This window comes from Roseobacter sp. SK209-2-6 (assembly GCF_000169455.1).
Taxonomy (GTDB): domain Bacteria; phylum Pseudomonadota; class Alphaproteobacteria; order Rhodobacterales; family Rhodobacteraceae; genus Pseudophaeobacter.
The window spans coordinates 82080-102719 of the sequence record NZ_AAYC01000010.1; the positions used below are offsets into that span (position 1 = coordinate 82080).

At 57.9% G+C, this 20640-nt stretch carries 16 protein-coding genes; 10 read left to right on the forward strand and 6 right to left on the reverse strand.

Features of this window, described 5'->3' with window-relative positions; translation table 11 throughout:
* Positions 1–103: 103 nt before the first annotated feature.
* The 3 genes from RSK20926_RS15330 (at position 104) to RSK20926_RS15340 (ending at position 2769) form a co-directional block, all read left to right on the forward strand.
* Positions 104–727 (forward strand): helix-turn-helix transcriptional regulator, encoded by a 624-nt coding sequence (locus RSK20926_RS15330; protein WP_008208075.1) that lies wholly within the window; start codon positions 104–106, stop codon positions 725–727.
* A 61-nt stretch (positions 728–788) separates the two neighbouring features.
* On the forward strand, positions 789–1529 hold the full coding sequence (locus RSK20926_RS15335; protein WP_008208076.1) for an acyl-homoserine-lactone synthase: 741 nt from the start codon (positions 789–791) through the stop codon (positions 1527–1529).
* A gap of 283 nt (positions 1530–1812) precedes the next feature.
* Positions 1813–2769, forward strand: coding sequence for a hypothetical protein (locus RSK20926_RS15340; RefSeq protein WP_157133143.1), 957 nt, complete (start codon positions 1813–1815; stop codon positions 2767–2769).
* A gap of 70 nt (positions 2770–2839) precedes the next feature.
* Here the strand turns inward: RSK20926_RS15340 and RSK20926_RS15345 are convergent, their stop codons facing one another.
* The 5 genes from RSK20926_RS15345 to RSK20926_RS15365 all read right to left on the reverse strand — a co-directional run bounded on the left by RSK20926_RS15345 (position 2840) and on the right by RSK20926_RS15365 (position 7986).
* Positions 2840–3769: a glucokinase gene (locus RSK20926_RS15345; protein WP_037255326.1), complete on the reverse strand. Its 930-nt coding sequence runs from the start codon at positions 3767–3769 to the stop codon at positions 2840–2842.
* A gap of 20 nt (positions 3770–3789) precedes the next feature.
* A complete protein-coding gene (locus tag RSK20926_RS15350; RefSeq protein WP_008208080.1) occupies positions 3790–4887 on the reverse strand; it encodes an ABC transporter ATP-binding protein in 1098 nt (365 codons plus the stop codon).
* A gap of 4 nt (positions 4888–4891) precedes the next feature.
* Positions 4892–5797 (reverse strand): carbohydrate ABC transporter permease, encoded by a 906-nt coding sequence (locus RSK20926_RS15355; RefSeq protein WP_008208081.1) that lies wholly within the window; start codon positions 5795–5797, stop codon positions 4892–4894.
* The gene (locus tag RSK20926_RS15360) at positions 5790–6662 is read right to left on the reverse strand and encodes a carbohydrate ABC transporter permease (RefSeq protein ID WP_008208082.1); all 873 of its coding nucleotides are present in this window, start codon (positions 6660–6662) and stop codon (positions 5790–5792) included. Before RSK20926_RS15360 ends, RSK20926_RS15355 begins: the two co-directional genes overlap by 8 nt.
* A gap of 79 nt (positions 6663–6741) precedes the next feature.
* Entirely contained in the window at positions 6742–7986 is a 1245-nt protein-coding gene (locus RSK20926_RS15365) for an ABC transporter substrate-binding protein (RefSeq protein WP_008208083.1), read from the reverse strand.
* 248 nt (positions 7987–8234) lie between these two features.
* On the opposite strand from RSK20926_RS15365, the gene RSK20926_RS15375 reads away from it, so the two are divergent.
* Together RSK20926_RS15375 and RSK20926_RS15380 are read left to right on the forward strand one after the other, a co-directional pair.
* Positions 8235–8975, forward strand: coding sequence for a response regulator transcription factor (locus tag RSK20926_RS15375; RefSeq protein WP_008208084.1), 741 nt, complete (start codon positions 8235–8237; stop codon positions 8973–8975).
* Positions 8972–10423, forward strand: a complete 1452-nt coding sequence (locus tag RSK20926_RS15380; RefSeq protein WP_008208085.1) for a sensor histidine kinase — start codon at positions 8972–8974, stop codon at positions 10421–10423. The genes RSK20926_RS15375 and RSK20926_RS15380 overlap by 4 nt, the downstream gene beginning before the upstream one ends.
* 124 nt (positions 10424–10547) lie before the next feature.
* Here RSK20926_RS15380 and RSK20926_RS15385 read toward each other — a convergent pair whose 3' ends face one another.
* On the reverse strand, positions 10548–11258 hold the full coding sequence (locus RSK20926_RS15385; protein WP_008208086.1) for a cyclic nucleotide-binding domain-containing protein: 711 nt from the start codon (positions 11256–11258) through the stop codon (positions 10548–10550).
* A 258-nt stretch (positions 11259–11516) separates the two neighbouring features.
* Between RSK20926_RS15385 and RSK20926_RS15390 the strand changes: the two genes are divergently transcribed.
* From RSK20926_RS15390 to narJ, 5 genes are all read left to right on the forward strand, one after another.
* Positions 11517–12935 (forward strand): MFS transporter, encoded by a 1419-nt coding sequence (locus RSK20926_RS15390; protein ID WP_008208088.1) that lies wholly within the window; start codon positions 11517–11519, stop codon positions 12933–12935.
* Positions 12936–12996: 61 nt separating this feature from the next.
* A complete protein-coding gene (locus RSK20926_RS15395; RefSeq protein ID WP_008208089.1) occupies positions 12997–14604 on the forward strand; it encodes an MFS transporter in 1608 nt (535 codons plus the stop codon).
* Positions 14605–14667: 63 nt separating this feature from the next.
* Entirely contained in the window at positions 14668–18396 is a 3729-nt protein-coding gene (locus tag RSK20926_RS15400) for a nitrate reductase subunit alpha (RefSeq protein ID WP_008208091.1), read from the forward strand.
* Positions 18393–19916, forward strand: coding sequence for a nitrate reductase subunit beta (gene narH, locus RSK20926_RS15405; RefSeq protein WP_008208092.1), 1524 nt, complete (start codon positions 18393–18395; stop codon positions 19914–19916). The genes RSK20926_RS15400 and narH overlap by 4 nt, the downstream gene beginning before the upstream one ends.
* Positions 19916–20629 (forward strand): nitrate reductase molybdenum cofactor assembly chaperone, encoded by a 714-nt coding sequence (gene narJ, locus RSK20926_RS15410; protein ID WP_008208093.1) that lies wholly within the window; start codon positions 19916–19918, stop codon positions 20627–20629. Before narH ends, narJ begins: the two co-directional genes overlap by 1 nt.
* Positions 20630–20640 lie beyond the last annotated feature (11 nt).

The following is a 20640-nucleotide window of genomic DNA, read 5'->3' on the forward strand; positions in this document are numbered from 1 at the left end:
AATCTGTCGCTATGGTTCTCTGTCTTGCCCAGGTGGCTGCAAATGTGGCATCCAATCAGATAACATGACGAACACGACCCCTCCCTACCCGCCTGTGTGACCTATGGCGGAAGAACTTCAAAACAGCCTGTTCAAGGTCCTGAGCAACCTTTCGGAGGTCGGCTATTCTGTTGGTCTTGGGTTTATTGGTTTTGAACCCCATTACGTAAAATCTACATATTCTAAGGCCTGGGTTGCACGCTACGTTGAGCGGCTGTTCATTCAGACCGACCCGACGGTTCAGTTTGGCCTGAGCCGGACTGGACATGTGACTTGGAAGCAGTTGCAGGAACTCTATCCAGAATCCAAAACCTTCTTTGATGAAGCGGCGCTCTTTGGTCTGCGTCATGGCAATACCCTGTCCCTACGTATTGACGGACAAATCTCTGTGCTGAGCTGCTCTGGCAGCCCTTGGAACGAACAGGAATTGCGCATGGCAGATGCGGCCCTGCGGGGGCTTGCGGTTTTGCTATCCAAACCCCGAGAGGGGAGGGATTTTGGCCTGCCAGAACGTGTCAAAGATGTATTGGCGCTTATGGTCAGTGGCGCAAGGGACCAGGAAATTGCTGAGATCCTCAGCATTAAGATCGAAACGGTTCGGGCGCGGCGTCAACTGGCGTTTCAGCTGACAAACACAAGAACAATCGCTCAACTTATATCAGAAGTGATAAAAAACGGGCTAATCTGAGCCTTCCTGATTTCTTCGCATGGTTGCAACAACAAAATGGCGCTGAACTTTGGAGAGTGCCATGCAACTACATGTTTTCAATTATCTGGACCAATACAAACACGGCTCGGTCTATCGAGAATTCCTGGGGCTTCGTAAGCGAGTCCTCGTGGACGGACTTGGGTGGCAGATCCCACACAACAGCGAGGTGGAAGAGGACCAATATGACAATCCCACAGCGGTCTATTCCGTCGTTCGCGCCAATGGAGCAGTGATCGCGGGTGCGCGCGCAGCCCCGTGTAATTCCCAATGGGGCGAGTGGAGCTATATGTTGAAAGACGCCCGCGATGGAAAGATCGACGCAATACCCAAGGATCTGCTGCAGACCTACCCAGAGTCAGCAAGCACTTGGGAATGCACCCGTTTTGTCTCTGCCAACACTGGCTTTGCGCGGCAGAGTTCTTGGGCAGCTGAACACATGGAAACCGCGACCAAATTGGTTGTTGCGGGTCTTTGCGAATTTGCCTTTGATCAGGGGGGAGAGCATCTGATGTCGCTCTCCCCATTGGGTTTGGGTCGCCTGCTCAGATCCTTCGGTTATCAGGCCAAAACTGCGGGAGGAGGCTACCGATGCAGGGAGGATGGCAGGCGCTATCGCCCTTTCTTTATGACCTGTGATAAACACGTGAACCGGGGTTTGTTTCAGCGTCATTTGGCAGCGGATCAGACGCAATGGGAATTGCGTTGCCCAGCTGATAACCTGCACTGGCACCCGCAAAAGCAGCACTCCCCCCTACACATTGGCAATCAACAGCATGGCTAAGAAGACCGGCCCGCAACAACGCCCTTCTCGTGAAAGAGAAGGGCGCAGGGGATAGGCTTTGGAGGGGTCACCCTTCCGCGAGAAAAACCAAGGAAACTGGGAGCTCTTTCTCTTTCTTGGGATTTGCACCCAGTCTTGCCAAAACAAAAGGAAAGCCACGGGAAAAAGTTGGCGCCTCTTCGCTAGGCGGCGCCTAGCGCAGCTGTGAAGTGGGCCAAGGTGGACAGATACGAGCGGGAATTGTAATCAGAAAGGTGAAAGAAGCACGGAACAGGACGCAAGAGTGAAGAGAACGACGCTATGGCGGCGAACGCCTCCTGCGGTTTTTCCGGTTTGTCTGGGGTTGATGGGGCTGGGCCTGGGCTGGCGCAATGCGTCAACGATCCTGCCGATCGCCCATGAAATCGGGGATCTGCTGCTGGGGTTTTCTACGGCATACTTCCTGTGGTTCCTGGTGTTGTATCTGGCCAAACTCGCCGTACGTCCCACCGTCATCTTTGATGATATGAAGCGGGCACCGGCACGCGCCGGAGTTGCTGCCAGCGCGATGTGCATGATGCTCTTGGCTGCGGCCCTGCTGCCCTTGGGTGTTTCTGTTCCACAGGTCTGGTGGAGTGGGGTTATTCTGCAGATTGCGGCCAGTGCGGTTGTCTGTTGGTCCCTTTGGCGAGAGCCCGCTGCCACGCGCCGCTTCTCTCCCTTTCAATATCTGACCTTTGTGGGACCGATCGTTGGCCCGATTGCAGGCATTCCACTGGGCTACGTCTGGCAAAGTATTGTGCTGACCTATGCTGCCCTGGTTGCACATGTGGTGATTTCTCTGGGGCTGACCCTGCGCCTTGGCAAAACCCGCCCTCCAGAAGCGATGCGCCCCTCTTTGGTCATCTTCCTCTCGCCAAATTGCCTCTTTGCGATCAGTTTTGGCCTGCTAGGGGTGGAAGGTGGTTTCTGGGGGTTTTACTGGTTTTCCAACGCGGTAGCCCTGTTATTGCTGGCTCTGACCCCCTGGTTGATCCGTGGCGGCTGGAGCCCGGTTTGGGCCAGTTTCACCTTCCCCTTGACTGCGTTTCTCCAGATGCAGGTCATGGCGATGCAGAAAGGCGCGGGAGATATTGCGCTGTTTGGCGTGATCGCCACGCTCTTGATCGCGACGCCCTTGGTGCTGGGCATCGCTTATCGTTTCACACTCGAATGGGTCTCGGGGGAACTGGCGGAAAAGAGCGGCGCCGCCGAAGCCTAGGGCTGAGATTCAGGACGAAAACCAAAGATCAAAGCTTGAATTGAGCCGAGTGAACCTTTGTCATTGAAAGCTAGCCCAGAGTGACAGAGGCACAGCCACGCAGGGCAGCGGCGTCTTCTGCTATGCAAAAAACAGGCGCCTGGACATTTGGGCAGGTTTTGTCGGGCGGGGTGTAAGTGCGCACAAAACTATCCCGCGCGGTGGTGTTTTCCATCAGGCTGCGGGCAACGGTCCCGGCAAAGTAAATGCCCCCTGCAGGGAGATAGGCGAGCCGCAGATTTCGACACAGCCGTGCCAGCAGCTCACCGTAGAAGGTCAGGAACTCCTGCACCTGGGGAAGGTCCTGCAGCGCCATGATTTCCTGCCCTTTGAGCGCCGGGGAAGACGGCTGGAGGCGGTTGTAGAGGGCAGCAAAGCCCCGTCCTGAGAAGCAATCTTCCACAGTTGGAAAACCCGCTGCGCCCTCTGGCAGTTGAGCTTGCAAAGCCTGGAAGACCTCCAAGGGGAGGGACACATGACCTGCCTCCGCACCAAGTGGCGAGGCGCCCTGATCCGTGATCAAGACCGGGCTGACGTTGAAACCGGTTCCGATCCCAACCACGAGAGCTTGCTGGGGGCCGCTATGTTTGGATTTTGGGGCATCCGTTTCAGTTACATGCAGCAAAGACGCATCGGATAGATGCGGCAATGCATGACCAAGCGCGCCGAGATCATTCATCAGATGCGTCCTGAGGGAAAAGCGCGTGCCTAGCGCCTTGCTGTCAAAATGCCAGTCCCGGTTGGTAAGACGACCGGATTGCCCCGCCACAGGTCCGGCAATTGCGACAACCATCTCGCTTGCCTTGGGGTGACCTTCCTGTGTGAGGAAGGCCTCAACCAATGTGTCAAAGCTGGCATAGTCGTCATTGGCAAACCGGCGAGAGGTGCCAATTGTGCCATCCGCGAATGACAGCGCGAGGCGGCAATTGGTGCCGCCTACATCTGCAACGATCCGTGTCATTTCTCTCACTTGCGCTTGGTTCAATTCAGCCGTTTGCCGGTATCCGGCGCAAAGTATGACACTTTGCCCAGGTCAAAGGCCAGATCCAGCATCGCACCGGGCTGCGCCTTGGTCTCCGCATGGAGCCGCGCCGTCACCTGGCGTCCACCCAGTTCCGAGACCACATAGGTATCGGCGCCGGCCGGTTCTACCAGATCGATGCGGCACTCGGCTGCCTGGACCTTTTGACCACTGCGGAAGCCCGCTTCGGCGATGTCCTCGGGGCGCAGGCCAAGGATGATATCTGCAGGCAACTCTCCGGAGTGTTCACCCTCCAGAACCATTGGTTCACCTTCTGCGCGCTCAATCTCTATCTGCAGGGCTTTGCCATTGCGGCGGGTGCGGGCCGGGATCAGGTTCATTGCAGGCGACCCCATGAAATCCGCAACAAAGAGATTGGCTGGGTGGTTGTAGATCTCTGCGGGCGTGCCGATCTGCTGCACCACGCCGCCTTTCATGACCACGATCTTGGTCGCCAGGGTCATCGCCTCGATCTGGTCATGGGTCACATAGACCATGGTGGCACCAAGGTTCTGGTGCAGTTTCTTGATTTCGCTGCGCATGCTGACCCGCAGTTTGGCATCAAGGTTAGAAAGTGGCTCATCAAAGAGGAAGAGCTTGGGGTCACGCACCAGAGCGCGGCCCATGGCCACCCGCTGCCGCTGCCCACCTGAAAGCTGACCGGGGCGGCGGTTGAGCAGGGGTTCGATCTGCAGCTGGGCCGCTACCTCCGCCAGCTTGCGCTCTTGCGTGGCCTGATCCACCCCGCGTACCTTCATGCCAAAGGTGATGTTCTTGGCCACCGACATGGTGGGGTAGAGTGCATAGGACTGGAACACCATGGCAATATCGCGGTCCTTGGGGCTGACATGGGTCATGTCCCGACCGCCAATATCGATTGTGCCGCCGGTGATCGGCTCCAGCCCGGCAATACAGTTCAACAGCGTGGACTTGCCGCAGCCCGAGGGGCCGACGAGAACCAGAAAATCACCTGGTTCGATGGCGACATTGATGTCTTTCAGGATCTCTGTCGCGCCATAGTTCTTGTAGAGGTTCTTGATATCCAGGATCGGGGCCATGGGATTATCCTTTCACGGATCCCGCGGTCAGACCGCGGATAAAGTATTTGCCAGCAACGACATAGACGAGCAGCGTAGGAAGGGCGGCAATGATGGCTGCGGCCATATCCACGTTGTATTCCTTCACGCCGGTGGTGGAGTTGACGATATTGTTCAGCGCAACGGTGACAGGCTGCGTGCCCGCCTGGCTAAAGGAGACACCAAAGAGGAAGTCATTCCAGATCTGGGTAAATTGCCAGATGACCGTCACAACGATGATCGGCAGAGAGAGCGGCAGGAAGATCGACCAGAAGATGCGGAAGAAACCGGCCCCATCAACCTTGGCCGCTTTGACCAGATCTGCGGGTATGGTGACATAGAAGTTGCGGAAGAACAGGGTGGTAAAGCCCAAACCATAGATCACATGGGTCAGGATCAGCCCCGGAATGGTTCCGGCCAGCCCCATCTTTCCCAACATCATCGCCATTGGCAACAGCACCACCTGAAAGGGGATGAAGCAGCCAAAGAGCATCAGCGAGAAGATCAGGTTGGCACCGCGGAAATTCCACTGTGCGATGACATAGCCATTGGCCGCTCCCAGACCGGTGGAGAGAAGAACAGCGGGCACCGCAATCAATACGGAATTCCAGAAATAGGGCTGCAGGCCTTCGCATTTGATGCCAGTGCAGGCACCAGACCAGGCGGTGCGCCAGGCCTCGAATGTCAGCTCACGCGGGAAGGCGATAAGGCTACCGGTGCGGATTTCCTCCAGGCTTTTAAGCGAGGTTGTAACCATCACAAAAAGCGGCATCAGGTAAAAGAGCGCAAAGAGACCCAGCATGGCAAAGAGCAGCCAGCGCAGCGCCAGTTTTTGGACATCAGAGTTGCGGTTTTGGGTGGCAGCGGGAGACATTGGCGCAAAATCAGTCATGTTTCGCCCTCAGTTCAGAGTAGAGATAGGGCACTACGATGGCAAAGACGACGCCCATCATCACCATGGCAGAGCTGGCGGCCTGTCCCAGATCGCCGCGCGAAAAGGCCATGGCGTACATATAGGTGGCGGGCAGATCCGTGGCATAGCCAGGGCCGCCACCGGTAAGGGCAATGACCAAATCGAAGCTCTTGATTGCCAGATGAGCCAACACGATAAAGGCCGAGAGGAAAATCGGGGCCATCGAAGGCAGGATGATCGCGCTATAGATCCGCCAGTTTGGGATGCCATCAACCTGTGCGGCCTTGATGATTTCGCCATCAACACTGCGCAACCCCGCCAGGAACAGCGCCATGACAAAGCCAGAGGCCTGCCAGACACCGGCGATCACGATGGCATAGATTGCCATGTCAGGGTTGATCACCCAATCAAAGGAAAAGCTCTCAAAACCCCAGCTGCGCACCATGGCTTCGATGCCGAGGCCGGGGTTCATGATCCATTTCCAGGCGGTGCCGGTCACGATCATCGACAGCGCCATGGGGTAGAGGTAGATCGTGCGTAGAGCGCCCTCAACACGGATCTTTTGATCCAACAGGATCGCCAGCAGCAGTCCCAGGCACATTGAAATGACAATGAAAAGGACGCCAAAAACCAGCAGGTTCTCCATCGCTGTGTCCCAACGAGGGGAGGAGAAGAGTTTCTTGTACTGGATGGTGCCATGCAGATCGTATTTCGGCAGCAGGCGGGAGCGGGTTAAAGAGACCCAGGCGGTCCAACCGATGAAGCCGTAGACAAAGATCAGCAATGCAACGAAGGAGGGTGCCAGAACCACTTTCGGGATCTGGTTTTCAAACCAAGTGACCATGAGATCGGCCCTTTATGTCGTCAGCGCTCCGTCCCAGAATGAATGGGACGGAGCAACCTGTTTGGGAGAGGTCAGGCGATTATAGCGAGTTTGCTACGGCTTCAGACAACATCTTTACCGCATCTGCAGAAGACATGTCCGAATTGAAATGCGCCGTGACAACATCGGTGATTGCACCGGACTGGGCGCCACGCAGCGCCATACCATGGGCATAGCTGGGCAGGAGCGATCCATCCTTCGAGCTGGAGGTCATCTCTGAAGCGGAGAGATGCGCGCAGCTGTCAAACTCATCCATGGCCACATCGGTGCGCGCCGGGATCGACCCCTTGTTGAGGTTAAAGACCTTCTGGAAGTTCTGACCAACAATCAGTTTTGCCAAAAGCGACTGGCCTTCCTGTTTGTCACTGCCATCGACGTCGAACATGGCAAAGCTGTCCACGTTATAAAGGAAGCCATTGCCCGGCGCAGAGGCACAGAGGAAGTCTTCGCCCGGTGCTTTGCCAGCGGCCAGGAATTCACCTTTGGCCCAGTCGCCCATGATCTGGAAGGCGGCCTCACCGTTCATCACCATGGCGGTGGCCAGGTTCCAGTCGCGGCCGGGGAAATTGGCATCGACATAGCCGCGCATCTTGCGCATCTGGTCAAAGACCGCGACCATCTTGTCCCCGGTCAGCACATCCTGATCCAGTTCGACAAAGGCTTTCTGGAAGTCTTCAGCACCAAGGATACCCAGGGCGACAACCTCAAAGACCGTGGCATCCTGCCAGGCCTGGCCACCATGCGCCAGGGGGATGATGCCAGCGGCCTGCAGCTTATCTGCGGCGGCGTTGAATTCTTCCCAACTGGTGGGCATGGCGATGCCGTTTGCTTCCAGCACGGAAGCATTCGCCCAGAGCCAATCGACACGGTGGACATTGACGGGGGCGGCGCACCACTGGCCTTCGCATTTCATATGCGCGGCGATGGAGGCGGGCAGAACCTTGTCCCAACCTTCGGCCTCGGCAACAGAGGAGATATCGGCCAGGACGCCTTCTTCGTACCACTCCTGGATCGCGGGGCCTTTCAGTTGCACAGCGGTTGGTGCATTGCCAGAGAGGACACGGGCACGCAGCGCAGTCATGGCCGCATCACCGCCGCCACCGGCTACGGGCATATCTGTCCAGGTGCCACCATTGGCGGCAAATTCTTCCTGCAGCACCGCCACGGATTTGGCCTCACCGCCGGATGTCCACCAGTGCAGAACCTCTGCCTGTGGGCCGGCCTGCGCCAGGGTCGCGGCGCTGAGCGCCAGGCTGGATGCGGCAGCAAACAAAGTCATTTTCATTGGAATCTTCCTCCCAAGTTTCTTCAGGGTGCCGACCTCCTCCGGGCGGCATTGAGGTTAACCTGCGCTCAGAGCTGCTGTTGTCGCAATGGTTGAAACCGGCAAAGCGGGTCCTGATGGGCAGAAATCCTAAGGTTCCGTTACAACTTGTTACCTGCCACTTGAAATTGGTGCAGATTGATCTGCAAGACTACCAAAGCCCCTCTGTCGAAGGTGAGGTGGCAGAGATCTAGGATAGAGAACTGAACATGGCGATTCCCCGACTTCTTGTGGTGGACGACGACGCAGAGACCCGCAGCATGCTGACCCAGTTTCTGCAGCAAAGCGGCTTTATTGCGTTGCCTGCCGAGAGTGAGGCCGAAATTCGCAGCCACCTGGAAGCCGGTCGCATAGATCTGATCCTGTTGGATGTGATGCTGGGCGCTGAAAACGGGATCAAGATCTGCGCCCAGCTGCGCACAGAGCAGGAGGTGCCAATCATTCTGGTCTCGGCTCTGTCGCAGGATCATCAGCGCATGGCCGGCTATGAGGTCGGTGCCGACGACTATATCGCCAAGCCCTTCAATCCGCAGCTCTTGCTGGCGCGGGTCAAGGCGGTGCTGCAAAGGGCGCGTCGCAGCCCTTCGCTTGTCTATCGGCGCAAGACTGCGATCTTTCGCTTCGGTGGCTGGAGTTTTGACGCCAAACGCGGAGAGGTGCTTTCGCCGCAGGGCTATCAGGTGGCGCTGTCGCAGCGTGAACGTGAGTTGCTCAAGGTGTTTCTGGCCAGTCCGCATATTCCGCTGAAGCGGGAAGAGATCCATGCGGCACTGGATGTCGAACGCGAAGGGGCTGGTCCCACCGAAGGATCGGGGCGGGCGATTGATATGCTGGTCGGGCGCTTGCGTTCAAAGATCGAGGCTGACCCCAAGGAGCCGCAGATGCTGCGCACCGCGCGTGGGGTCGGCTACATCTTCTCTGTTGATGTCGAAACGGAGGAAGCAGGGTGAGCGGATCCCTGCCTCTGCGCTCCCTGGCTTGGGTCTGGGTCTTGGTGGCTTTTGCAACCGGACTTCTCTCTGCGGGGCTTTGGTTCCATTCGGAACGGTCCTGGCAGGCCCATCTGAACCGCAGCGAACTGGCTGGAGTGCTGCTTTACAATAGTCTTTTGTATCACGCCCCCTTGCCGCGCGGAGTCACGCTTGGCGTCTTGAGGTCGCCAGAGTCCGAGACAGCTGCGGTGCAGGGAGGACAACCCGTACCGCCTGATGTTAGAGGCGCGGTCTTTTCCACCAATGTTTCCATCCTGGATCGGCCGCAACCGGGCGGTGTTGGCGAAGATCTGCGCTTGGTCATCCTTTCGGATAACATGCGCTATGCGGTTTCGGATCTTGTTGCGGGGCAGGACAGCAGCCCGGCTGCAAAACTGGGCAAGGTGACGCAGCTGCTAGCGCGCTATTGCAGTCGCCCTCGGGTCTTTGCCCGGATTGGTGCAGGCCAATGGCGATTGGTGACAGGGGACGCGGTCTGGAGCTGCGATGCTGCTCCTAACGATCTGCGCCTTCCAGCAGTGATCCTGGCGCTGGTTGCATTGATGCTTTTGCTGAGCCAATCCGCTGGTATCGCCGCCCGCTTTGAGAGCTTTGCCAGAACCCTTCGCCAGGATCGGCGTTTTGGTGCGCCGGATAATTACTCCAGCGATGGGCCGGCTGAGCTGCGCGATATTGTGGATGCGGTGAATGGTCATCTGGAGAAAGCACGCACCCAGCTCAGCAAACGCGCAGCGGTTCTATCGGGGGTGAGCCATGATCTTGGTACCCCGGCAACACGTCTGCGCCTGCGTGCGGCCCTGATCAGCGATCAGGAACTGCGGGGAAAACTAGAAGCGGATATCGACAGCATGACGGGTATGATCGAAAGCGTGCTGACCTATACACGCTCTGAGATGAGCGTTGAAGAGCCCCGCCAGATCTCCCTGCAGGCGCTGGTTGAGGCCGTGGTGGCGGATTATCAGGATCTGGGTCGCCCGGTAGATTTGGCGGCAGCATCGATGGCACCGATCCAGGGGGGCGCTTCCTTGTTCTCCGCAAGAGCCGCGCAGGTGAACCTGACGGAAACCCGACGTATCCTGGTCACCGCAAGACCTATTCTATTGGAACGCGCCCTTTGCAACTTGATCGACAATGCCCTCAAATATGGCCGACGCGCCCATGTTTCGTTGGAGGCCAACAGTGAAATGGCCGTGATCGAGGTTGAGGATGAGGGGTCAGAGTTGGACGTAGCAGAAATAGAGCGTGTGCTTGCCCCCTTCAGGCGCGGGGCCAATACCGGGGCAATTGATGGATTTGGCCTTGGGCTGACGATTGTGGCGACGGTTGCCGAGCAGCACGGTGGTAGCTTGCACTATGAGATGGGGCAAAGAGGGCTACGGGCCCAGCTGGAAATCTGTCGCCAATAGTGAGCGGCAGGCCTTGAATGGAGTCTGACCAGCGAAGAGAGGCCACGGGAGACAAACAAACCCCAGCCCTACACGGGTCAAAAGAGGCCGCGTCGACAAGACCCAAAGACAGAAAACCAAAAGGCTAGGGGGTGGATGGCTGTGTACGCCCATCGATCAGCGGATTTGGCTTTGCAAAACCGATCAGATCTTCCTGATCGCGGATCGTGATCTTATTGCCCTTCACCTCCACCCCATAGGGTTTCAGCCCCTTGAAGGCGCGTGAGAGGTTTTCCGAGGTCATGCCCAGCACAGAGGCGAGACGACGCTTTTCGGTTTCCAGTTCAAATGTCTCACCGCCACCGGCGCGGACCTGTTGGCGCAGCAGGTAATTGGCCAGGCGCTCCAGCGAGGTTCTGAGTTTCAGATCCTTGGTGTTCTTGATCACGCCACGATAGCAGCTGGCCAGCTCATCCACGATCGAGAGGGCAAATTTGGTGTCCATCTCAAAGACGTCGCGCACATCTTGACTGGGGATCAGCATAATCCTGCTTTTCTCCATCGTGCGCGCGGACATCAGATAGGGCGCATCCTTGACTGTTGCGGCCAGGATAAAGGTGGAAACCGGGCGCACCGTTGCCATGCTGGTTTCGCGATCATTCCAAGTCGAGAACAGGTCAACCGATCCTGTCAGAAGAATATGGAGAAAGTCACTTGGATCGCCCTCTGAGATCAATTCGATCTGCGGCGGGAAATTCTGCACATAGGAGGCACGCACCAAGCGTTGAAAACTCTCCTCTTCCATGTCCGAAAACAAATGCAGGGCCCGGATCTCGGGAAGATGTGAATCGGGCATGCCTAGCGTCACCAGCTTAGTTTTCGTTTATGCGTAAATCGCGCATTCAATTGATAAATGTCAACTGCTCGCTTGATCTCTGCGGCAAAACTGCTTGATCTGCACTTCTGGGTAAGCTGACATTCTTGAGTAACGCGTTTATTTTAGCTGATTTTCCCGGATTTCCTGATCTGGATCAATCTTTTTCCGAACCACAAGGGGCACCTCTCCCTGCAAAGCCCGCATTGCGGGTTGTTCGTCAAATTCGGAGGGACACCGATGGAAATCCAAAATAAGGCAACAAGCCTTTGGGGAAATTTCTTCAACGTCAAGATGGTGCAGATCCGCACCTTCCACATGACGTGGTTTGCATTCTTCTCCTGCTTCTTTGCATGGTTCGGCATTGCGCCGCTGATGATCATCGTTCGCGATGAGCTGCAGCTCACAAAATCACAGGTCGGCTGGTCGATCATTGCATCCGTTGCGGTGACAGTCTTTGCCCGCTTCTTTATCGGTTGGCTCTGCGACCGGATCGGGCCCAGGCTCTCATATACATATCTGTTGATCTTCGGCGCCTTCCCCGTTGCGGGCATCGGCTTGGCAGACAGCTTTGAGATGTTCCTGTTCTTCCGCCTCTTCATCGGTGTGATCGGCGCGGCCTTCGTGATTACCCAGTACCACACCACCGTGATGTTCGCGCCCAACGTCGTTGGCACCGCAAACGCCACATCGGCGGGCTGGGGTAACCTTGGTGGCGGTGTCACTCAGTTCGCCATGCCGATGGTCTTCTCGATGTTCGTTGTTGGCTTCGGCTTCTCTGACGCGGTTGGCTGGCGCCTGTCGATGATGGTTGTTGGCGGTGTGATCTTCGTGGTTGGTATCGCTTACTACTTCCTGACTCAGGATGCCCCTGAGGGGAACTACAAGGAACTGCGCGAGCAGGGTAAACTGCCGCCGAAAAAATCGGTGACCGCCGATTACTTTAAGGCCATGGCCGACTACCGGGTCTGGATCCTTTTCCTGATCTACGGCGCCTGCTTCGGTATCGAGCTGACCGTCAACAACGTCGCAGCCCTCTACTTCTATGACTACTTCGACCTGAGCCTGGTGGCTGCGGGCGGTGTGGCGGCCTCATTCGGTCTGATGAACATCTTCGCCCGGACCCTGGGCGGTATCTTCGGCGATAACTTCGGCGCTCTCTGGGGCCTCAAGGGCCGCTCATTCTGGCTCTTCATCGTGCTCCTGGGCGAAGGCTGTGCCTTGATGATCTTCAGCCAGATGCAGGTGCTCTTCCTGGCGCTGCCGATGCTGATCATCTTCTCGCTCTTCACTCAGATGGCCGAAGGCGCCACCTACTCTGTGGTTCCCTTTATCAACAAGAAAGCCCTGGGCGCCGTTGCCGGCGTGGTGGGTGCGGGCGGTAACGCCGGTGCTGTCGCCGCAGGCTTCCTGTTCAAAGGTGCCATGGAATGGAACGACGTCTTCTTCGTGATCGGCGTGACTGTCGCCTGTGCCTCGGTTCTGGCCTTCTTCGTCCGCTTCTCTGAAGCCCAGGAAGAGGAAGAGCGCGCCAACTTCGAACATGCTTCTCTGGATCTGCTGCGGGTGCGCGCTGAACGCGCCAACAACGCTCTCGCTCAGTCGGTGGCTGTGGTCGAGGAGTGGAACCGCAAGCACCCCGAAGCACAGAAATCCTGAATTCAAACTCTGGCGGGCCGTATCCCGGCCCGCCGCAACCTCAATCTGAGGAGAAAACCAAGTGGGACAAGACCTAAGAAACTATACACCGGAAGATGAGGCCTTTTGGTCCTCGACCGGTAAGTCGATTGCCACCAGGAACCTGTGGATTTCGATCCCCTCGCTTCTCTGCGGCTTTGCTGTTTGGCTCTACTGGGGCATCATCACCGTTCAGATGATCAACCTCGGCTTTGACTTTGAAAAGTCCGAGCTGTTCACCCTGGCGGCCATCGCGGGCCTCACCGGTGCGACCCTGCGTATTCCGTCGACCTTCTTCATCCGTATCGCGGGTGGTCGAAACACCATCTTCTTTACCACAGCCCTTCTGATGATCCCGGCGGCTGGCGCAGGCTTTGCGCTGCAGAACCCGGATACCCCGCTGTGGCAGTTCCAGATCCTCGCCTTCCTCTCCGGTATCGGCGGCGGTAACTTCTCCTCCTCGATGTCCAACATCTCCTTCTTCTACCCCAAGAAGGTACAGGGCTATGCGCTGGGCATGAACGCGGGTCTGGGCAACTTTGGTGTGACCACCATGCAGATCGTTATCCCGCTGGTGATGACCTTTGGTCTGTTTGGCGGCGAGCCAATGATCCTGGAAAACACCTCGGGTACTCTGATCGGCAAGATCCCCGCAGGCACCGAGACCTATATCCACAACGCAGGCTATGTCTGGTTGCTGCTGTTGATCCCACTGGCCTTTGCGGGTTGGTTCGGTATGAACAATATCCGCGATGAGCACGTCAGCCCCGACATCCCGAACCCCGTTGGCGCCTTCTCGACCATCACCTTCATGCTGCTGATTGGTTTTGTCGCTGCTGCTATCGGCCTGTGGCTGATGCTGCCCGCCAAGGTTGGCGGTTCCGGCTTCATGATTTCCAAATGGATCGTGCTGCCGATCGTGATCGCGCTGACCGTCTTCATGCTGAAACTGATCCCCGGCCAGGTTGGTCAGAACCTGACCCGCCAGTACCAGATCTTCGGCAACAAGCACACCTGGGCGATGACCGTGATCTACACCATGACCTTTGGTTCCTTCATCGGTTATGCGGCGACCTTTGCTCTGGCAATCAAAGTGGTCTTTGGTTTCAGCCACATCGAAGTTGATGGCCTGATGACCCATGACACCGTGAACCCCAATGGTCCTTCGGCCCTGATGTATGCCTGGATGGGCCCCTTCATCGGCGCGCTGATCCGTCCTGTTGGCGGTATGATTGCAGACAAACTGGGCGGCGCCCGTGTGACCCAGTGGATCTCCATCATCATGGTCGCTTCTGCTCTGGGTGTGGCTTACTTCCTCAAGCAGGCCTATGTCTCGGCAACTCCTGAACAGTACTTCTTCCCCTTCATGGCGCTGTTCCTGATCCTCTTTGCTGCAACCGGTATCGGCAATGGCTCGACCTTCCGGACCATCGCGGTTGCCTTCAACAAAGAGCAGGCTGGCCCGGTTCTGGGCTGGACCGCCGCAGTTGCTGCCTATGGCGCCTTCATCATCCCGAAAGTCTTCGGTGAGCAGATCAAAGCCGCGACCCCTGAGTATGCACTCTACGGTTTCGCAGTCTTCTACGGCGTCTGCATCCTGATCAACTGGTGGTTCTACCTGCGCCCCGGCGCCTACATCAAGAACCCTTAATAGCTCGTCAGCCCCGGCCGCCCGCCCGGCCGGGGCAAGCCCGCCAATCCAAGGAGAGACCCCATGAGCCATCTGCTCGACAGGCTAAACTTCCTTCAGTCCAAAGAACTTGAACAGTTCTCCAATGGCCACGGTCAGGTCACACGTGAGAACCGCGACTGGGAAGACACATATCGCAACCGCTGGCGTCACGACAAAATCGTGCGCTCCACCCACGGGGTGAACTGTACCGGGTCCTGCTCCTGGAAGATCTACGTGAAATCCGGCATCGTCACCTGGGAAACCCAGCAAACCGATTACCCGCGCACGCGTCCTGACCTTCCAAACCACGAACCGCGCGGCTGTGCCCGCGGCGCCAGCTACAGCTGGTATCTCTATTCCGCCAATCGGGTGAAAAACCCGCTGGTGCGCGGCCGTCTTCTGAAGACCTGGCGCAAGATGCGCGCCACCATGAGCCCGATCGAAGCCTGGACCAAACTACAGAACGACCCGGTGCTGCGCGCCTCTTATGTTGAGACCCGCGGTAAGGGCGGTTTTGTCCGCGCCACCTGGGACGAGGCCACCGAAATCACCGCCGCAGCCAACGCATATACCACCAAGACATACGGTCCCGACCGCATCTTCGGCTTCTCGCCGATCCCTGCGATGTCGATGATCTCCTACGCTGCTGGTTCGCGCTATTTGTCGCTGATGGGCGGCGTCTGCATGTCCTTCTACGACTGGTATTGCGATCTTCCGCCAGCCTCGCCGATGATCTGGGGTGAGCAGACCGACGTTCCGGAATCCGCTGACTGGTACAATGCCGGCTACCTGCTCCTTTGGGGCTCCAACGTGCCGCAGACCCGGACACCGGATGCACACTTCTACACCGAAGCGCGTTACCGCGGCACCAAATCCGCCGTCATCTGCCCCGACTATTCGGAAGCCGCCAAGTTTGGCGATGTCTGGCTGAACGTCAAACAGGGCACCGACGCGGCGCTGGGCATGGCATTCGGCCACGTGATCCTGCGCGAATTCCACCTCGACCGTCAGGCCGAGTATTTTGAAAACTACTGCCGCAAGTACTCTGACTTCCCCATGCTGGTGAAGCTGGAAGAAAAAGACGGTCGCCTGGTTCCGGGCCGCTTCCTGCGCGCCGACGATCTGGACGGCAAGCTGGGCGAAGAGAACAATCCCGAATGGAAAACCATTGCCTGGGATGAGACCTCTGGCGGTCTGGTCGCTCCGAACGGTTCCATCGGTTACCGCTGGGGCGAGCAGGGCGAATGGAACCTGGAAGAGAAGGCCAAAGAGGCTGAGACCAACCTGAAGATGTCGCTGATCATGGAAGAAGACCATGATGACGTCCTGGGCGTGGACTTCCCCTATTTCGGCGGCGACGCCACCGAGCCCTTCGCCACCGATGCGGACCACCCCGAGGTTCTGACCCGCAACATTCCGGTCAAATCGCTGAAGACTGCGGATGGCGAAATCAAAGTCGCAACCGTCTTTGACCTCTACTGCGCCAACTACGGTCTTGACCGGAACCTGGGCGGTGACTGGGTTGCCAAGGACTACGACGATGAGATGCCCGGCACCCCCGCCTGGGCCGAGAAGATCACCGGTGTTCCGCGTGAGAAGATCATCCACGTTGCCCGTGAATTCGCACAGAACGCCGAGAAGACCGAAGGCAAGTCCATGGTCATCATCGGTGCTGCGATGAACCACTGGTACCACATGGACATGAACTACCGCGGTGTCATCAACATGCTGGTGATGTGCGGCTGTGTCGGTCAGTCCGGCGGCGGCTGGGCCCACTATGTGGGTCAGGAGAAGCTGCGTCCGCAGACCGGCTGGCAGCCTCTGGCCTTCGCACTCGACTGGGGCCGTCCGCCACGCCACATGAACTCCACCTCGGCCTGGTATGCCCATACCGACCAGTGGCGTTATGAGACCCTGGAAGCGGAAGAGATCCTGTCTCCGACCCGCCCAGAGGGTGATTGGGACATCAACCTGATCGACTATAACGTCCGCGCCGAGCGCATGGGCTGGCTGCCCTCTGCGCCGCAGCTGAAGACCAACCCGCTGGAAGTGGCGAAACAGGCCAAGGCCGCTGGCAAGGACATCCCTGCCTTTGTGGCTGAGCAGCTGAAATCCGGTGAGCTGGAAATGTCCTGCGAAGACCCTGACGCGCCCGAAAACTGGCCGCGCAACCTCTTCGTCTGGCGCTCCAACCTGCTGGGCTCCTCCGGTAAGGGCCACGAGTACTTCCTCAAGCACCTTCTCGGCACCGATCACGGTGTGATGGGCAAGGATCTTGGCGAAGAAGGTCGTCAACTGCCCAAAGAAGCCAAGTGGCACAAAGATGGCCCGCGCGGCAAGCTGGACCTCTTGGTCACCATCGACTTCCGTATGTCGACCACTGCGGTCTATGCGGATATCGTGCTGCCCACCGCCTCCTGGTATGAGAAGAACGACCTCAACACCTCGGACATGCACCCCTTCATCCACCCGCTGCAGGCGGCTGTGGACCCGGCCTATGAGTCCAAGTCGGACTGGGAAATCTTCAAGGCGATTGCCAAGAAGGTGCAGGAAGTGGCGCCCGAGATCCTGGGTCAGGAAACCGATATCGTCGCGCTGCCTCTGCTGCACGACACCCCGGCCGAAGTGGCACAGGACCAGGTCAAAGACTGGAAGAAGGGCGAATGCGACCTGATCCCAGGCAAGACCGCGCCAAACTACATTCCGGTAGAGCGGGACTACACCGCGATCTACGACCGGTTTGTGGCGCTTGGCCCGCTTTTGGACAAGCTGGGCAATGGCGGTAAGGGCATCAACTGGAACACCGAGCACGAAGTGCAGCATCTGCGCGACCTGAACGGTGAGTGGAAAGACGGCCCCGCCAAGGGCTGTGCCAAGATCGTCACCGACATCGATGCAACCGAGGTTGTCTTGATGCTGGCGCCGGAAACCAACGGTGAAGTCGCGGTGAAGGCCTGGGATGCTTTGTCCCAGAACACCGGTCTGGACCACACCCACCTGGCGCTGCCGAAGGAAGAGGAAAAGATCCGCTTCCGCGACATCGCTGCCCAGCCGCGCAAGATCATCTCCTCCCCGACCTGGTCTGGTCTGGAAAGCGAGCATGTTTGCTATAACGCCGGCTACACCAACGTGCATGAACTGATCCCATGGCGGACCCTCACCGGTCGTCAGCAGCTGTATCAGGACCACTTGTGGATGCGCGCCTTTGGCGAAGGCTTCATGTCCTACCGGCCTCCGGTCGATCTGAAGACGATCAACAAGGACGTGCAGGACGATGGTGATACGCTGCACCTGAACTTCATCACGCCGCACCAGAAATGGGGTATCCACTCCACCTATTCCGACAACCTGTTGATGCTGACGCTGAACAGGGGCGGGCCGGTGATCTGGATCTCCGAGAATGATGCGAAGAAAGCGAACATCGTAGATAACGACTGGGTCGAGCTCTACAACACCAACGGCGCTCTGACAGCGCGGGCGGTTGTTTCGCAGCGGATGAAGGATGGCACCACCTTCATGTACCACGCTCAGGAGAAAATCGTGAACACGCCCGGCTCTGAAAAGACCGGTAAACGTGGCGGGATCCACAACTCTGTGACCCGGACGGTTCTGAAACCGACCCATATGATCGGTGGCTATGCCCAGCAGTCCTACGGGTTCAACTACTACGGCACCGTGGGTGCAAACCGGGACGAGTTTGTGGTCGTTCGGAAAATGAAGAATGTCGATTGGCTCGACCGCGAAGCGACCCAGAAGGAGGCAGCAGAATGAGAGTACGCGCTCAAATCGGAATGGTGCTGAACCTCGATAAATGTATCGGGTGCCACACGTGCTCCGTCACCTGTAAGAATGTTTGGACCAGCCGCGACGGTGTCGAATACGCCTGGTTCAACAATGTCGAAACCAAGCCGGGCACCGGTTATCCCACCGACTGGGAAAACCAGGACCGCTGGAATGGCGGTTGGGAGCGCACCCGTAGCGGTAAGCTCCAGCCCAAGCAGGGTTCTAAGTGGCGGATCCTGGCGAATATCTTCGCCAACCCGGACCTGCCCGAGATCGACGACTACTATGAGCCGTTTGATTTCGACTATGACCACCTGAAGTCGGCTCCCGAAATGGAGGCCTTCCCCACCGCGCGCCCACGGTCCAAGATCACCGGCGAGCGGATGGAGAAGATCCACAAAGGTCCGAACTGGGAAGAGATCCTGGGCGGTGAATTCTCGAAGCGGTCTGAGGACTACAACTTCGAGGGCATCCAAAAGGAGATCTACGGGGAATATGAGAATACATTCATGATGTATCTCCCCCGTCTCTGCGAGCACTGCCTGAACCCGGCCTGTGCTGCCTCCTGCCCATCGGGTGCGATCTACAAGCGTGAGGAAGACGGCATCGTCCTGATCGACCAGGAGAAATGCCGCGGCTGGCGGATGTGTGTCTCCGGTTGTCCTTACAAGAAGATCTACTACAACTGGCAGAGCGGAAAATCCGAGAAATGCACCCTGTGCTATCCCCGGATTGAAAGCGGCAACCCAACTGTCTGTTCCGAGACCTGCGTGGGCCGGATCCGCTATCTGGGCGTCATGCTCTATGATGCGGACAAGATCGAAGAGGCGGCAAATGCGCCTGCCAAAACCGATCTCTACGATGCGCAGCTCGATGTCTTCCTGGATCCCAACGATCCGGCAGTGATCGAGACCGCCCGTGCCGATGGCATCCCCGAGGACTGGATCAAGGCGGCACAGGAAAGTCCGGTCTGGAAGATGGCGATGGACTGGAAAGTGGCCTTCCCGCTGCACCCGGAATACCGCACCCTTCCCATGGTCTGGTACATCCCGCCGCTCTCGCCGATCCAGAATGCGGCTGAAGCCGGAGCGATTGGAATGGACGGCGCAATGCCCGACGTGCGCAACCTGCGGATCCCGCTCAAGTATCTCGCCAACATGCTGACCGCAGGCGACGAAGAGCCAGTGGCCCTGGCGCTGGAGCGGATGATGGCGATGCGCAGCTACATGCGCGCCAAAACCATCGACGGTGTGCGCGATGAGGCGGTGGCCGCCAAGGTTGGCCTCAACGGTGACATGATCGAAGACATGTACAAGATCATGGCGCTGGCCGATTACGAAGATCGTTTCGTGATCCCGACCACCCACCGTGAACAGGTCGAAGAAGCCTATGACCTGCGCGGTGGCTGCGGCTTTACCGACACCAATGGCTGCTCCAGCGGTGTCAGCAAGGGCTCGCTCTTTGGCGGTTCCAAGAAACCCCTGAGAATGCCTGAGGAGGTACGTTAATGGACCGCACACTCAAAGCCATCTCGCTGATGCTGAGCTACCCCACGCGGGAGCTGCAGGAAGCGATGCCGGAAATCGGAGGCGTTCTCGCCTCCGACACCCGGATGACCGCAGCCATGCGGCGCGCGCTGCGCCCACTGGTCGAAGCCCTGCGCGATGAGGACATCTACGATCTCGAAGAGAAATACGTGATGCTCTTTGACCGTTCCCGCACCCTCAGCCTCAACCTGTTTGAGCATGTGCACGGTGAAAGCCGTGACCGGGGCGGGGCGATGGTCTCCTTGCTGGAAACCTACCGCGAAGGTGGGTTTGAACCCCATACTTCGGAACTGCCCGACCACCTTCCGGTGTTGCTTGAATTCCTGGCTATGCGTCCCTTTGCAGAAGTACAGGAAACTCTGGCGGACGCAGCCCATATCTTTGAGGCTCTGAGCGAGCGGCTAGCCCGCCGTGAAAGCCCCTATGGTGCTGTGTTCGCCGGTCTTTTGCAGCTGGCTGGCGTCAAAGCCGACAAAGAGGCCGTTGCCGAGCTACTGGAACAGCCCGAAGTGGACCCCAACGATCTGGAAGCGCTGGATGCGGTCTGGGAAGAAAGCGAAGTGCGCTTTGGCCCCGATCCCAATGCCGGCTGCCCGCAGGTGCGCGATATGCTGTCGCGCATGGATCTCCCCGCAACCCCCGCAGCGCCCACGCCTGGCGTCGCCGCTGAATAACGGAGGCTCTG

Coding starts and splice junctions, on each gene's coding strand:
- RSK20926_RS15375 (WP_008208084.1), top strand. CDS start 8,235: ATGGCGATTCCCCGACTTCTTGTGGTGGACGACGACGCAGAGACCCGC.
- RSK20926_RS15345 (WP_037255326.1), bottom strand. CDS start 3,769: ATGACACGGATCGTTGCAGATGTAGGCGGCACCAATTGCCGCCTCGCG.
- RSK20926_RS15390 (WP_008208088.1), top strand. CDS start 11,517: ATGGAAATCCAAAATAAGGCAACAAGCCTTTGGGGAAATTTCTTCAAC.
- RSK20926_RS15365 (WP_008208083.1), bottom strand. CDS start 7,986: ATGAAAATGACTTTGTTTGCTGCCGCATCCAGCCTGGCGCTCAGCGCC.
- RSK20926_RS15400 (WP_008208091.1), top strand. CDS start 14,668: ATGAGCCATCTGCTCGACAGGCTAAACTTCCTTCAGTCCAAAGAACTT.
- narJ (WP_008208093.1), top strand. CDS start 19,916: ATGGACCGCACACTCAAAGCCATCTCGCTGATGCTGAGCTACCCCACG.
- RSK20926_RS15335 (WP_008208076.1), top strand. CDS start 789: ATGCAACTACATGTTTTCAATTATCTGGACCAATACAAACACGGCTCG.
- narH (WP_008208092.1), top strand. CDS start 18,393: ATGAGAGTACGCGCTCAAATCGGAATGGTGCTGAACCTCGATAAATGT.
- RSK20926_RS15355 (WP_008208081.1), bottom strand. CDS start 5,797: ATGACTGATTTTGCGCCAATGTCTCCCGCTGCCACCCAAAACCGCAAC.
- RSK20926_RS15330 (WP_008208075.1), top strand. CDS start 104: ATGGCGGAAGAACTTCAAAACAGCCTGTTCAAGGTCCTGAGCAACCTT.
- RSK20926_RS15360 (WP_008208082.1), bottom strand. CDS start 6,662: ATGGTCACTTGGTTTGAAAACCAGATCCCGAAAGTGGTTCTGGCACCC.
- RSK20926_RS15350 (WP_008208080.1), bottom strand. CDS start 4,887: ATGGCCCCGATCCTGGATATCAAGAACCTCTACAAGAACTATGGCGCG.
- RSK20926_RS15385 (WP_008208086.1), bottom strand. CDS start 11,258: ATGCCCGATTCACATCTTCCCGAGATCCGGGCCCTGCATTTGTTTTCG.